The sequence below is a fragment of the Microcoleus sp. PH2017_05_CCC_O_A genome, assembly GCF_020738785.1.
Classification (GTDB): domain Bacteria; phylum Cyanobacteriota; class Cyanobacteriia; order Cyanobacteriales; family Microcoleaceae; genus Microcoleus.
Genome location: NZ_JAEQCB010000004.1, coordinates 52,531 through 66,583, shown reverse-complemented (window position 1 = coordinate 66,583; position 14,053 = coordinate 52,531). Strand labels below are relative to the sequence as shown.

9 protein-coding genes and 1 pseudogene are annotated in these 14,053 nt (G+C 45.5%); 7 read left to right on the top strand and 3 right to left on the bottom strand.

All coding sequences use genetic code 11. The features are described from left to right. The first annotated feature begins 257 nt into the window (after positions 1–257). The 6 genes from JGK20_RS01345 to JGK20_RS01320 all read left to right on the top strand — a co-directional run bounded on the left by JGK20_RS01345 (position 258) and on the right by JGK20_RS01320 (position 9,253). Positions 258–1,040, top strand: a complete 783-nt coding sequence (locus tag JGK20_RS01345; RefSeq protein ID WP_293228984.1) for a class I SAM-dependent methyltransferase — start codon at positions 258–260, stop codon at positions 1,038–1,040. Positions 1,041–1,207: 167 nt separating this feature from the next. Beyond that, positions 1,208–1,795: a Uma2 family endonuclease gene (locus tag JGK20_RS01340; protein WP_293228982.1), complete on the top strand. Its 588-nt coding sequence runs from the start codon at positions 1,208–1,210 to the stop codon at positions 1,793–1,795. 1,426 nt (positions 1,796–3,221) lie between these two features. After that, the gene (locus JGK20_RS01335; RefSeq protein ID WP_293210926.1) at positions 3,222–4,619 is read left to right on the top strand and encodes a CmpA/NrtA family ABC transporter substrate-binding protein; all 1,398 of its coding nucleotides are present in this window, start codon (positions 3,222–3,224) and stop codon (positions 4,617–4,619) included. A 190-nt stretch (positions 4,620–4,809) separates the two neighbouring features. Beyond that, entirely contained in the window at positions 4,810–5,655 is an 846-nt protein-coding gene (ntrB, locus tag JGK20_RS01330; protein ID WP_293197196.1) for a nitrate ABC transporter permease, read from the top strand. 396 nt (positions 5,656–6,051) lie between these two features. Then, positions 6,052–8,052: a nitrate ABC transporter ATP-binding protein gene (locus JGK20_RS01325; RefSeq protein ID WP_293228980.1), complete on the top strand. Its 2,001-nt coding sequence runs from the start codon at positions 6,052–6,054 to the stop codon at positions 8,050–8,052. Between the two features lie 355 nt (positions 8,053–8,407). Beyond that, the gene (locus JGK20_RS01320) at positions 8,408–9,253 is read left to right on the top strand and encodes a nitrate ABC transporter ATP-binding protein (RefSeq protein WP_293176947.1); all 846 of its coding nucleotides are present in this window, start codon (positions 8,408–8,410) and stop codon (positions 9,251–9,253) included. A 475-nt stretch (positions 9,254–9,728) separates the two neighbouring features. Here the strand turns inward: JGK20_RS01320 and JGK20_RS01315 are convergent, their stop codons facing one another. The 3 genes and pseudogenes from JGK20_RS01315 to JGK20_RS01305 all read right to left on the bottom strand — a co-directional run bounded on the left by JGK20_RS01315 (position 9,729) and on the right by JGK20_RS01305 (position 11,667). Beyond that, positions 9,729–10,292: a Uma2 family endonuclease gene (locus JGK20_RS01315; RefSeq protein ID WP_293228977.1), complete on the bottom strand. Its 564-nt coding sequence runs from the start codon at positions 10,290–10,292 to the stop codon at positions 9,729–9,731. A gap of 69 nt (positions 10,293–10,361) precedes the next feature. Continuing rightward, positions 10,362–10,598: pseudogene (locus JGK20_RS01310) on the bottom strand (leucine-rich repeat domain-containing protein); the annotation flags it as partial. A 142-nt stretch (positions 10,599–10,740) separates the two neighbouring features. Then, positions 10,741–11,667 carry a TIGR01777 family oxidoreductase gene (locus JGK20_RS01305; RefSeq protein WP_293176945.1) on the bottom strand — a complete coding sequence of 309 codons (927 nt, stop codon included), beginning with the start codon at positions 11,665–11,667 and terminating at the stop codon, positions 10,741–10,743. Between the two features lie 149 nt (positions 11,668–11,816). Between JGK20_RS01305 and JGK20_RS01300 the strand changes: the two genes are divergently transcribed. Continuing rightward, positions 11,817–13,448, top strand: a complete 1,632-nt coding sequence (locus JGK20_RS01300; protein ID WP_293197202.1) for a DUF3352 domain-containing protein — start codon at positions 11,817–11,819, stop codon at positions 13,446–13,448. The last annotated feature ends 605 nt before the right edge of the window (positions 13,449–14,053 follow it).

Here is a 14,053-nt window from a genome sequence, read left to right as displayed (position 1 = left end):
CAACCGTGTCTGCGGTTTGATTACAACCGTGTCTTCGGTTCTATAGCCTGCGGTCTACGGTTTGATCGCCTGACTCTTTTAAGATACAAGGGGCGGGTTTTACCAACCATAATTGTTAAAAACTAAGCATCTCGTAAACCCGCCCCTCTGGCTCGATTATGACGAAATGTTAAAGAGCTGTGCAGTAATGCAACAGGTGTGATATACTTTTTGTAGTTGAAAGCGAGCGAATAATCTGCAATTAATATTTTTTAGCTATGTATCCATCTTCTATAGCATCTTACTACAATAACCCTTTTTACTTTCATTTTCGCATTAAGCATTTAATATCAGAACTCCAATTGCGAGGAGATGAAAAAATTCTAGATGTGGGATGTGGAGACGGTAGAATAACAGCAGAAATTTCCCAATATTTGCCCCAAGGCTATGTTGTGGGTATTGATTGTTTTCCAGAAATTATAGAGTTTGCTAAGAGTAAGTTCGATCGGGAAAATTACCCGAATCTAGACTTTCAGTTAGGCGATGCGAGAAACCTTGAATTTGAAATGTCGTTCGATATTATCGTTTCTTTCGAGGCTCTTCATTATATCCACGATCATATTCCCGTACTAACAAGGTTTAAAAAAGCGCTCAAGCCTTCAGGTAAAATTTTACTATCGCTTTTAGGTGAAGGCTCTCCCACTTCTATTCAGTTTATAGCGCAAGAATTACTGCTGCATAGTAAGTGGCAAGAATTAAAAAAATTTCGTTATGGGTATTATTTGTCTAGCGAATATAGAGAAATATTAACAAAGGTGGGATTCTGTACAAATAGCGTAGAAGTTGTATCCTATTCGATTTCCGCTCGAAGCAAAAGAGAAGTAAAGCAACGAATTGAAAAAGATTGGCTTTCTTTGACTTCTCGGATACCTCCAGAAATTTACGATATTTTCATTGAGGATTTAGTAAATGCTTATATGGAACGCAATCCTCCCAACCAAAGCGGTTTAATTTTAAGTGAAGAAACAAGATTAGAAATTACAGCAAAAAACTTACCATAATAAAGTAATTGAAGACGATTTACGATCGCAGTCCATGCATAAGTCTTATATATTTTACATAAATTGTAAACTTTTAACATTTAATTTATGAGTTAGCTTAGACTGTAATTTACGCAGTTTAAATCAATTTAGTCTATAATATGATCAACATAGAACGCCGCTCAACTATGAACACAAATCTTGTCGAAAAACTCGATACTCAAACCGAACAACGCCTGATTCTACGAGGCATCAGTTGGCAGGACTATCTCACCATTGATTCTGTTCTCGAAGACGTACCGGGACTACGCCTCACCTATTGCCAAGGACTGCTTGAAGTTATGACCCTATCTCCCAGACACGAACGCGAAAAAACAACCATCGGTCGCCTTTTGGAAACCTATGCCCTTGCTAAAGATTTGGATCTACATGGTTGCGGTTCTACCACCTATCGCAACGAAGCAGAAGCCAGGGGATTAGAACCCGATGAGTGCTATTGTGTCGGGGAATTAAAGGATATTCCAGATTTTGCGATCGAAGTTATTGTGACTAGCGGTGGCATCGATAAATTACAGGTATATTTAGGTTTAAATGTGTCTGAAGTTTGGTTTTGGCAAGATGGGCAATTCTCGCTTTATCGATCGCAAAGTGGCACGTATCAAAAATGCGAGAAGAGCGAATTTTTCCCCGAACTCGATTTGACTTTACTGGCTAGCTTCGTTCAGCCAGATAATCAGCCCGCTGCGGTTCGAGAATTTTTTAATAGCTTGCATTGAATGCTAACTGTTTACTCGTTCCCAGGCTCTGCCTCCAATTTTCCTTCTTGCTTGCTACAATTAATCACAAGATAATTTGCGCGATCGTAGAAGCGGTTTTTACCAACCATCTATGTTTAAAACTCAGCATCTCGTAAACCCGCCCCTCTTAGCGAACCGACAATTTATGGTTTAGTAGAAATGGCGCGATCGCGCAAATAAACCCACAATAAGATCGTCATAGATAAACACAAGAAACTTTCCAAACAAATAACCACCAAGGACTCCACCACGCGCCAGTTTGTGCTTCGACAATATCTGAGCAACCAAACAATAAAAAAATATGGTGGTAATCAGGCGATAAATTCTGGTTTTTTCTGATGTTTTTACGGCATCAAGAGCGAAACCAATAGCAAAGCACAACCAGATAAAGGCTTCAATATAATTGCCTTTTACATAAATTGTTACTAAAGATTTAGATTGCGTTTTAGCTTGTTATAAAGAAGCCGGATTTGTCATGATTTGCCATGAATAAGCACCACCTATTCCGAGCAAAATAAATAGAATTGTTAGTCTGATTGCTGCACCTTTTGTGAGCTTCATAATTAAAAGTTAATCGTGTCTTGCCCACCATACGATACTTAGAGGGAATTTTCGATGGTAAGACGGTTCAAATTTTGATCGTTAAATAGAAGTCTGCTGAAGCAAGAAGTCAGAATTTACAAGTCAGAAGAAATATACAGCAAGCTTTTTAGCGTTCCATATTTTATGTTTAATTAAGTAACGAAGTCGAGTGGGTGCGACCTGCCCTACGGCTACTACTCAGCTTTCTACTCAAAACTTAATTTTTTTTCTCATTTTTTTCTCATTTTTTTCTCATATAGTCCCACCGCCTCCACGGGCGATCGCTCGTGGAGGCAGATACTCAACCGCTTATATAACATTTTTAAAATTATGTCAACATACCAAAAGTATGAGATTTGCAAAATCCTTGATAAAAATGAGAAGACCGGCTGCTGGTAACTGCCCAAAAGCTTACAGCGCAAGTTTTTTGTCAAATATGGGCGATCGGTGAAACCATCGGGCCACACCAAGGACTACTTAATAAAACGCAACATCCTACAACATATACTTATCATTTAAATTTAATATTTGTTTTATAATCACAGCAAGAGTACGGTAAACTGAATAAACAAGCCAATTAAATGTAGAACTCGCTTTTGGCGAGTTAACACAACTTGGCCGATCGCAATATTGAGTTAATCAAAAGAGTCAAATCAGCAGGGATATCATAAAAACTTATTGTTACCATAAGTTTTTTCATCCTTACTGCCAACCTGCGCTTAAAACAGTTCTCTAAGCCTAATTTAGCGAACAGCAATAAAGTGCTTTGATAAACTTCAGTGATGTCGTTACAGAAGATTATGTATTGGAGCGAGGCTAGGCTATGACCAAATTTTCAGAAAATTTTTCTCGGCGCAAATTTATAGTTACAGCAGGTGCATCTGCCGTCAGTTCCATACTGCTCAAAGGCTGTTTGGGAAATCCCCCCGAACCCGGTGGAACTGCTGATGGTGGTGCTGGTGGGGCTGGAGGAGCCCCTGCTGCCACATCAGCAGTTGCTGTGGCCAACGAGAAAAGAGTAGAAGGCATCGAAAGCACGAAGATTACATTGGGATATATCCCGATCGTCGAATCAGCGCCTTTAATTATTGCCCAAGAAAAAGGCTTCTTTGCCAAATACGGCATGGTAGATGTCAAAGTCGCCAAACAAGCCAACTGGGGTTCGGCCCGAGACAACGTAGAAATCGGCTCAGCAGGCGGTGGTATAGATGGCGGGCAGTGGCAAATGCCGATGCCATACTTGATTAGCAAAGGCCTGATCACCAAGAATAAAGCCGGCATCCCAATGTACGTGCTGTTACAGCTAAACACTCAGGGAAATGGAATTGCGATCGCTGCCAAACACGAAGGTAAAGGCCTCGGACTCAAACTAGAAAAATCCGCCCAAGACTACATCCTCGGACTCAAGAAAGCAGGTACGCCCTTCAAAGCAGCCTACACTTTTCCCAAAGCCAACCAAGATTTATGGATTCGCTACTGGCTAGCCGCTAACGGCATCAATCCCGACGTAGATGTCGAGTTGCTAACAGTACCGGCGGCCCAAACCGTGGCCAACATGAAAACCGGCAGCATGGACGGTTTCAGTACAGGTGACCCCTGGCCCCTACGGATTGTCAAAGAAAAAATTGGCTTCTTGTCCGCTTTAACTGCGGAAATCTGGAAAGGACATCCAGAAGAATACCTCGCAATTCGCGGCGACTGGGTAGACAAACACCCCAAAGCTACCGAAGCGCTGTTAGCAGGAATAATTGAAGCGCAGCAGTGGTGCGACAAACCAGAAAATCGTGCGGAATTGGTGTCGATTGTTTCTGGCAAAAACTTCTTTGACGTAGCTCCTGGAGTGTTGCTTCCTCCTTATGAAGGCAAGTATATCATGGGCGACGGCAAGCCCGAAATCAACGACTTCAAAATGAGTACGCTGTACTGGAATGATGGAGTCGGCAACGTTTCCTATCCCTACAAGAGCCACGATTTGTGGTTCTTAACCGAAAGCGTGCGCTGGGGTTTCTTGCCAACAAAAACCTTGGCAGATTCTAAGACAATCATCGATAAAGTCAACCGAGGAGATTTGTGGAAAGCTGCGGCTAAATTAGCCGGAGTTGCTGAAGCTGACATTCCGGCAAAATCGACTCGTGGTGTTGAGAAGTTCTTCGACGGCAAAGAATTCAACCCGGACAAGCCCGAAGATTACATCAAGAGTCTGGCAATTAAAAAAGCGTGATGGGTTAAACAGTTGACAGTTGACAGTTGACAGTTGACAGTTGACAACACAGTTTTTAGAAGCGTGCGATTTAAACCTCGTTCTAAAAACAATCCGCTTCCGTGGGGATGCGAGACCATTGTTAGTTGGTAAAAGCTTCGCATAACTTAAGTCTCGAAAAAAAACAGCAGAAACACAGGAGATTAGCAAGATGGCTGTCAGCACAAATCGGAGAGGCGGAGTCGATGTCCAAGGAGTTCTTGGCGAGTTTTGGAAAAAGAATTCGTCAAATATATTGCCGCCAATTTTAGGACTTTTAGGGTTCCTGCTAATTTGGCAATTCCTGTCGGGTACAGGAATCATCAAGTTGCCACCCCCAACTAGCGTTTGGACTGACGAACGGACGCGGATTTTGTTGATGTATCCTTTCATGAACTCCAAAACCTACGGAGTCGGCTTATTTTGGCAGACTATGGCTAGTTTGGAACGGGTAGCAAAAGGCTACACTCTCGCGGCCGCTGTGGGCATTAGCGTGGGGGTTTTGGTAGGTACGAATCCCTTCCTGAACAAGGCTTTAGACCCGATTTTCCAGTTTTTGCGGATGGTAGCACCTTTGGCTTGGGTACCGATCGCCCTGGCTGCACTTCAACAAAACGAACCGGCTGCTTTGTTCGTGATTTTCATTACCTCTGTTTGGCCGATTTTAATCAACACGGCTGAAGGTGTTCGTCAAATTCCTGACGATTACAACAACGTGGCGAAAGTGCTGCAACTTACTCAGAAGGAATATTACATCAATATCTTGTTTCCGTCGGCGCTTCCTTATATCTTCACCGGATTGAGAATTGCGATCGGTTTGGCTTGGCTGGCGATTATTGCAGCGGAAATCGTGATGTCCGGGATTACAGGTATTGGCTTCTTTATTTGGAATGCTTACCAGCAAAACTACATCAGTGAAATTCTCTTGGCGGTGTTCTACATTGGGGCTGTTGGTTTGATGCTCGATCGCCTGATGGCATGGTTGCAGCAAAAAATTGCTCCCTCTCAAGGCAAATAAAAACAGTTGATAGTTGACAGTTGACAGTTGACAGTTGACGGTTGATAGTTGACAGTTGACAGTTGACAGTTGACAGTTGACAGTTGACAGTTGTTAGCTAAAAGCTAATATCAAGTCCGGTAAAATAACTGGGAACCCATATCCAAGAGGATCTGCCTCGGCTGGAAAATCGAGGCAGAGCCTCCTGATTATGTGTTACCAGGCTGTGCCTGATAACGAGTTAAAGGAGTAGCAGAACTTCAGTCCTCAGCTTTTTAAAAGAATAGAACTGAAGTCCTCACTACGAACCAATATTATTATTGCAGTTGGGCGATCGGCATAATATAAAAGCTAACGGTCAACAGTCAAAAATAATCGAAAAATCAAGGACAAACCTACAAAAAAGGCAAGAAAACCATGTCAGTTTTGATTGCGGTAGAACAAGTCGGAAAAACATTTAATTTAACAGACGGCGGTACATACGTAGCCCTCAAAGGGATCGACTTAGAAATTAAAAAAGGAGAATTTATCTCCTTAGTCGGACACTCGGGTTGTGGCAAATCCACTCTGCTAAATATGGTGGCAGGTTTGGATCTGCCCACAGAAGGATTGGTGACGATCGACGGACAAAGAATCACTCAGCCGGGCCCCGATCGCATGGTGGTGTTCCAAAACTATTCGCTGCTACCTTGGCGGACAGTCAGAGAAAACATCACCCTGGCCGTAGACTCAGTAATGAGCGGCTTAGCTAAAGCCGAGCGCCTCGACATCATCCAAAAACACATCGAGATGGTGGGCTTGGGCCCCCACGCCGAGAAGCAACCGGCACTACTATCAGGCGGACAAAAACAGCGCGTGGCGATCGCCCGTGCCCTAGCCCTGCGTCCCAAACTGTTACTCTTAGACGAACCCTTCGGCGCCCTAGACGCTTTGACTCGCGGCAACTTGCAAGAAAAGTTGATGGAAATTTGCCAAGAGTATGAAATCAGCGCCCTGATGGTAACGCACGACGTAGATGAAGCGGTGCTGCTGAGCGATCGCATCGTCATGCTCACCAACGGCCCAGAATCGAAAATTGGCGGCATCCTCGAAGTAGACATCCCCCGCCCCCGGGTACGTATGGAAGTAGTCTCGCACCCCAGCTACTACGCGCTGCGGAGTGAAATGATTTACTTCCTCAACCAGCAGAAACGGGTGAAAAAACTGCGCGCGCGGAAAGTACCGGCGATCGCCCGCCACGGCCTAGAAAAAGTCAACCTCGAACTCGGCTTTATCCCCCTGGCAGCCTGTGCTCCCCTCGCGATCGCCAAAGAAAAAGGCTTATTTGCCAAACACGGCCTCGATGAAGTCCACCTCGTGCGCGAAACAAGCTGGCGCGGCATCGTAGACGGCATCGCCGCCGGATACCTAGACGCAGCCCAAATGCCCTCTGGGATGGCAGCGTGGTTGAGCTTAGGAGGCCACCAAGAGAAGCCCATAGCAACCGTTACAGCCCTCACCATGAGCCGCAACGGCAACGGAATTACCCTGGCCCGTCGCTTCTACGACCAAGGAATCTACACTCTGGCAGATTTCAAAGAAATGCTGCACAGAACCCCCGCCCAAACTCACCGCATGGGCATCGTTCACCCTTCATCGATGCACAACCTGCTGCTGCGCTACTGGCTGGCTTCCGGCGGAATTGACCCAGATCATGATGTTTCACTGAAAAACATCCCTCCAGCCCAGATGATTGTGGACTTGCAAGGTGGGACGATTGACGGTTTCTGCGTCGGCGAACCTTGGAACTTGCGCGCGGCGATGGAAGGAGTCGGCTTTACCGTGGCTACGGATTTGGAACTGTGGCCTGGACACCCGGCAAAAATTCTGGGAGTTCGGGAAGACTGGGCGAATGCTTACCCCAACACTCACATTGCTCTAGTGAAAGCTTTGCTAGAAGCTTGTCACTATTGCAGCGATCCGGCCCACGCTCAAGAAGTTTCCGAAATTGTGGCGGGACGGGAGTACGTCGCTACTGACAAGAGTTACATCCAAATTGGCGATTCCAAATCTACTGCTTGCGATCTTGATACTCCGATGCGGGAATACGCTCACCACTTGTTCGCCGGCGACGGGGTGAACCGCCCAAGCCGTACCGAACAGTTGTGGCACATGGTACAGATGGCGCGTTGGGGCGATACAGTCTTCCCCCGCAACTGGGTAGAAATTCTGGAACGGGTGGTGCGAGTCGGCCCCTTCAGTACAGCAGCGCGCGAGCTGGGAATGTCTGATATTACTTACACTCGGGGTTCTCTCCGCTTGTTTGATGGCTCGGTGTTTAATGCTGAAGATCCGATCGGCTATCTCAACAATCTAGCGATTAAACGCGATTACACGATGGCTGAAGTGATTCTGGATTCGGGCCGCAGAGCTGCTTAGGATCTGTTGAGTGTCCGCCCCAGCCGGTGGAATGCTTTCCACCGGCCAAATGTCTAATGGTGCTCTGTGAGTTTTGAGATATCAAAAGGTGAAAAAATTGCTTAGTTCTCGATCGCCCCTGTCAAAGACTTATCAACTCACAAGTCAGACAAGAGGAATCAGAAATCACAGCGATTGATTGCATTGTTGAGAGCGAAGCGGCACAATTATATAATTGATGCAAAAGTCTTGCAATTTAAACTCAATACTGAAAATATACAGGGAACTCGAAAATCTACAGTCTCGACTCGCAGCTCACCATTCAAAACTCCATTATTTGCTATCGCTAATCACCTACTAACGGCTTCTCAAACCCATGATTAATACTGCTGTCAACCAGACAAACACCAAAACCCAGAGCCAGCAACCAAACGATCGCCGCCAGCCTTTTTTGGTGATGGACAATGTTTATAAAGTATATCCAAACGGTTACAGAGCATTAGAAAACGTTAACTTGACCGTAGCTGAGGGAGAGTTTATTACTCTGATCGGACACTCCGGCTGCGGCAAATCAACACTGTTAAATATGGTGTCCGGTTTTAGCCATCCCAGCGAAGGCACCGTGTCGATTAACGGGCAGCGGATCGAAAAGCCAGGCCCCGATCGCATGGTAGTGTTTCAAGGTTATGCTTTGCTGCCTTGGCGGACAGTGTTTGAAAACGTTTACATTGCCGTTAACGCTGTATTTCCCGAGAAGTCGAAAGCCGAGAAAAATGCGATCGTCAAAGATCATTTGGCAATGGTGGGACTGACAGAAGCTGCTGAGAAAAGACCTCCGCAAATTTCCGGGGGTATGAAACAACGGGTTTCCATCGCCCGCGCCTTAGCAATTCGTCCCAAGGTGCTGATTTTAGACGAACCCTTTGGTGCTCTCGACGCAATTACTAAGGAAGAATTGCAGGAAGAGTTGCTGAAAATCTGGAACGATCACCGCTGTACCGTGTTGATGATTACTCACGATATTGACGAAGCGCTGTTTTTGGCTGATCGACTCGTGATGATGACTAACGGCCCATCAGCAACGATTGGCGAGGTTTTGGAGATTCCTTTCCCACGTCCGCGCGATCGGGTACAAATGATGGAAGATCCCGAATATTACAACTTGCGGAACTACGCCCTAGACTTCCTCTTCCGCCGCTTCGCTCACGATCACGACGCTTAAACCCTTGGAGATTGGGGATTGCTGGCAAAATAAAGCTCCAGCATTTCCCCACTTGCAGGGAAACATCGCTGTGTGCGAAATTTTCCCGATCTGCTTGGGTAAACTGGAGCTTAATTGTTGAGGATAAGTTTTTCCGGAAGATTTGGATCTTTTTCTCAACTTTTACGTCAATCGGCTAAGAGACCCGATTGCCTAGCTGTCTGTAAGCTGGCATGAATTTAGCCCACCTTTGACTGAAGGCGGGCTTCTTTCTTATCTTATTAACAGTTTTTCCTAAATTGATGGTTTGTGCATTCCACCATTTTAAGTGGCACAGGGCCAATGTTGATTAGTGTTTTATGGATTAAGTTTTTGGCAAAGATATCAGTTTTCTGTAGGGAAACGGCACTGCCGTGTCCTGCGCGGGGATCTGCCACTGTTAAGAATTGGTCTAAGATTGATGATTCTAGCAAGACTTTTTTAAATTCGTATTAAATCAATTAATTTTCAACCAATTAAACAACTCGGCTGCGGATAACTGCCAATCGCCCAACACGCTAAGAACAGATAAAATATCCGTATCTGATTTAACCTCAGGCAATTGATTCGGTTGAAAAACTATTACTGATTTATCGCTCGGATCGGCAAACCAACCCAATTTAGTACCGTGATTGATCGAAAAAATTATTTTTTTTATCACCTGATTTGGAGATTGGTCAGGTGACAAAATTTCAATTATCCAATCCGGTGGAATTTCAAAGCGGTTGGCAATTTCTCCATCTTCATCAACGGGAATGCGAGACCACTCAAAAACAGCAATATCGGGAACAATTGACCAATCCGCAAAAGTACAGCACAATTCTGGAAGAGCACAGACTAACTTTTGGGGTTCCCCAACCTCAGAAATAGTCAACAATAACTCACTTTGAAGTTTGCTATGTTTTCCTTGCGGCATAGGTTTTTGATAGATTTGACCGTCTGTGTACTCGCTTGCGGGTTTAGTTTCGGGCAACTGCAAAAACTCTGCAAGAGAAATCGTTGATTTTGTTGCAACTACCATATATCGTATCTCCTGAAATCATCTTAACGAACAAATAATCTAAGGTTCTTGTATTTCTGCTGCTTGCATTCAAGTTTGCACGGAAAAATCTTCTGAGTCAATGTCCCAGTTTACCCAGCGAATTGCCTCTTTTGCTGATACTACATTTGGCGGCACTCGCAACGAATGAATGTGTCCGGTGCTCGGACAGGTCATTTTTAACAAATGAATCGGCTCGACATCGGCGTTATCGATTTCTAAGAGCGTGTATTCTTGCCAATTATCTAATTCTACGGCTTGGAGTTGTTGGCAAATGCGATCGCACCCGAGGCATCGAGATGGATTGTTGGTAGTTGATGTGATTGATTGTTGAGTGGGATGATTTATTTGAAGGAACGAGGCAGAGCCTTTGGATATGCGTTCCCAGGCAGAAGAGCCGGGGAACGAGGGATATCTAAAAATGCAGGATTTAATTACCAGCCAAAATTTCTTCCAGAGCTAACTTCAGCATCGGATACTGATATTGAAAACCGCTAGCCAAAGTTTGTTTCGGCAAAACTTTCTGCCCTTCCAAAACAACTTTAGCGCCGTCTCCCAACAGCATTTCTAAAGCAAAACCTGGCACCGGCAACCAAGAAGGCCGACTTAAAACTTCCCCTAAAGTTTGGCACAATTCATTCATCCGCACTGGATTCGGTGCTGTCGCATTCAAAACGCCTTGAACTTGCGAATTTTGCAAAGAATACAAAATTAAATCAACCACATCCTCGCGGTGAATCCAAGAAAACCACTGTTTTCCTGTGCCAATTGGGCCGCCTGCAAATAGTTTAAAAGGTGGCAGCATTTTTGCTAGCGCGCCTCCCATTCCCAAAACTATTCCCAAGCGCAAAATTGCTAGCCTTGTGCCTGCATTTTTGGCAGGTTGGGCCGCAGCTTCCCAGTCTTTGCAAACTGCTGCTAAAAAATCGTTTCCCGCAGGGCTGCTTTCGTCAAACTCAGCGGTTTCGCTGGTTCCGTAATAGCCGATCGCCGATGCGCTCACAAACACCGATGGTTTAGGATTAGCATTGACGATCGCCTCTACCAATTTTGCCGTCGTCAATCTGCGACTGTCGAGAATCGCTTGCTGGCGCGCCTCCGTCCACCTTTCCTCCGCAATCGGCACCCCAGCTAAATTAACCACAGCGTCGCAGCCCGCGATCGAATTTTGCCAATCACCAGACTCCGCCGGAGTGTAGGCGACAACTTCCAAATTCGGATAAGCCGAAGCTGGGAAAACTCGCCCAGCTTTCGCCGCATCTCTACTCAAAACCACCACTTGATGTCCGGCTGCTTGCAGCTTCTCCACCAGCCGGCTACCTACAAATCCCGTTGCTCCCGCGATCGCTACTTTCATATTTCTTCCCGCACTTCATCTCAACAGCAGTTTACACGATCGCCCAAACCCGTTTTAAATTGTATAAAAATAAATAGCAAGCTCGATCGGCTCCCCACAAGCCCAGTGGATTTTCATTAAACTGATAAAGGACGCTAGGATCGAAAACAATGCCTGCAAAAAAACCAAAGCTTCTAATTGCTGCCGCCATCATTGCAGCAGGTAGCGCCGCGGTGTACCTTTACTTCCACGGTTTGAGCCAACAAGTCTCCAACCCCCAAGACAGCGCCAAAGTTGTACCCGACGAAGCAATGATGGCCGCCTTCATCTCCCCCAATCCCCAAGCACTGTCACAGTTGCAGCAATTCGGCACCCCGGGCGCTCAAAAGTTGGTCGGTGCGGGTTTGAAGGCCTTTCAAGAACAAAGCTTGGCAGGCACTCAAATCGACTTTGAGAGAGACTTAAAGCCCTGGCTGGGGGGCGTGATGGTGGCTTTGTTACCCCCAGATGCTACCGCTAAAACAGAGCCTCCTAAACTGCTCGTTGTAGTCAGTGTCAAAAATAAAATTAGTGCTTGGAATTTTGCTAATAAATTAAAATCTCAGGAAGGTGCCACAACTCAAGAAACTGAGTATAAAGGAGTTAAAATTTCTGAGATTGCAGAGCCAACGGGCAAGCGCTACAGTGTGGCTTTGTTGGACGATCAATTAGTGATGGCTCCTTTGAGAAAGCCTGTGGAAATGGCGATCGATACTTTTAAAGGACAGCCCTCCCTCGCTACCCAGAAGAGTACAACTAAGTTTTTTGCAGAGAGTGCTGGCGTACCGAATCCGATCGCAACTATTTACATTGCTGATTATCCTGCTGCAATCGAGCAATTAAAAACTAATTTGCCCGATGATTTTCAATTGCCTTCGACAGTGCTTTCACAGTTTAAACAAGTCAAGTCTTTGGTAGCGGGAATAGGGGCCGACAGTTCGGGATTGAGGGTGAAAACTATCGCTCGGTTAGATCCTAAATTCGGACAGCAAAAGCCGCCAGTCGGATCGAAATTGTTGCCCAAATTTCCCGGCGAAACCATTGCTTTAGTAGGGGGTAAGGGACTCGATCGCATTTGGTTGCAGGCGACGGCAGAGGCAAAAGATAGCCCGGAAGTTGACAGGGGCATTCAGCAGGTGAGAAGTAGTTTTAAACGCTTGGATTTGGATGCCGATCGTGATGTTTTTGGCTGGATGAATGGGGAATTTGCGATCGGGGCGATCGGTTCGGAGCAAGGTATTTTGTCTCAGTTGGGGATGGGGGCGGCGATGATTTTTGAAACGAGCGATCGCCCCGCAGCGGAAGCCACCCTCAAAAAACTCGATGCGATCGCCAAAAGCAATCCTACAGTCAGCGTCGCCCCCAGACAAGTCCAGGGAAAAGAGGTTACAGAGTGGCAAATACCGCAGCAAGGCACTTTATTCGGGCACGGTTGGCTGAATGAAAATTCTGTATTTGTCGCCTTCGGCGGCCCTTTAGTTGATGTCATCACCACAGCGCCACCGCAACCATTAAGCAGCAGTCCGAGTTTTCAGGCGATCGCCACTGCTGTACCGCAGGCGAACCAAGGTTACTTTTATATAGATATGGAAAAAACCATGTCATGGGCGAACCGTTATTTGCTCGCTGTACAGCCCAATTTAGTTTCGCCGCCCGTTGCTGAAGTGCTCAATTCTCTCCGAGGAGTCAGCGTAGCCACAACTTCGACAGAACCGACAACTGCTCAGCTCGATCTGCTTTTTGCCTTCAAATCTAGCAATTAGGCGATCGGGAATTGGTCAACAGTTGACAGTTGACAGTTGACAGTTGACAGTTTGAGATCGACCTCTACCTAGAAGGAACAGGATTGAAACAGTGAATAATTTTGTTTTATTTCCTCCTCGAACGAGGAGGCTTTAAACCCATTATTCTTGGTAATCGGTAATTTGTAATTTTTCTATCAAATCTAGCAATTAGGCGATGGGGAATTGGGAATTGGTAATTGGTAATCGGGAATTGGGAATTGGTAATTGGTAATTGGTAATTGGTAATTGGTAATTGGTAATTGGTAATTGGTAATCGGTAATCGGTAATCGGTAATCGGTTATTGGGAATTCTATCCGTTACATCCGCTACACAACCCGTTGCCGAACTTCCTTACATTGGTTAGATCTCAATACGGTTTACTTAACGTTTTTTGTCATTGCGAGCGTCTTCGCGAAGCAATCGCAGGGTCTGTTTGTCAAATCGTTTTTCCTGGTGTACTGTCTTAAGTGAACTGTATTGGGTTAGATCTAGTACACTTCTGACTGATGACTGATGACTGCCCGACGGCAGGACTAATGACAACTGACAACTGACAACTGACAACTGACAACTGACAAAAAAA

What these genes read in the sequence shown, in the direction of transcription:
- JGK20_RS01305 (WP_293176945.1), bottom strand. Translation starts at nt 11,667, where the DNA reads ATGAAAGTAGCGATCGCGGGAGCAACGGGATTTGTAGGTAGCCGGCTG.
- ntrB (WP_293197196.1), top strand. Translation starts at nt 4,810, where the DNA reads ATGGCTGTCAGCACAAATCGGAGAGGCGGAGTCGATGTCCAAGGAGTT.
- JGK20_RS01315 (WP_293228977.1), bottom strand. Translation starts at nt 10,292, where the DNA reads ATGGTAGTTGCAACAAAATCAACGATTTCTCTTGCAGAGTTTTTGCAG.
- JGK20_RS01345 (WP_293228984.1), top strand. Translation starts at nt 258, where the DNA reads ATGTATCCATCTTCTATAGCATCTTACTACAATAACCCTTTTTACTTT.
- JGK20_RS01300 (WP_293197202.1), top strand. Translation starts at nt 11,817, where the DNA reads ATGCCTGCAAAAAAACCAAAGCTTCTAATTGCTGCCGCCATCATTGCA.
- JGK20_RS01340 (WP_293228982.1), top strand. Translation starts at nt 1,208, where the DNA reads ATGAACACAAATCTTGTCGAAAAACTCGATACTCAAACCGAACAACGC.
- JGK20_RS01335 (WP_293210926.1), top strand. Translation starts at nt 3,222, where the DNA reads ATGACCAAATTTTCAGAAAATTTTTCTCGGCGCAAATTTATAGTTACA.
- JGK20_RS01325 (WP_293228980.1), top strand. Translation starts at nt 6,052, where the DNA reads ATGTCAGTTTTGATTGCGGTAGAACAAGTCGGAAAAACATTTAATTTA.
- JGK20_RS01320 (WP_293176947.1), top strand. Translation starts at nt 8,408, where the DNA reads ATGATTAATACTGCTGTCAACCAGACAAACACCAAAACCCAGAGCCAG.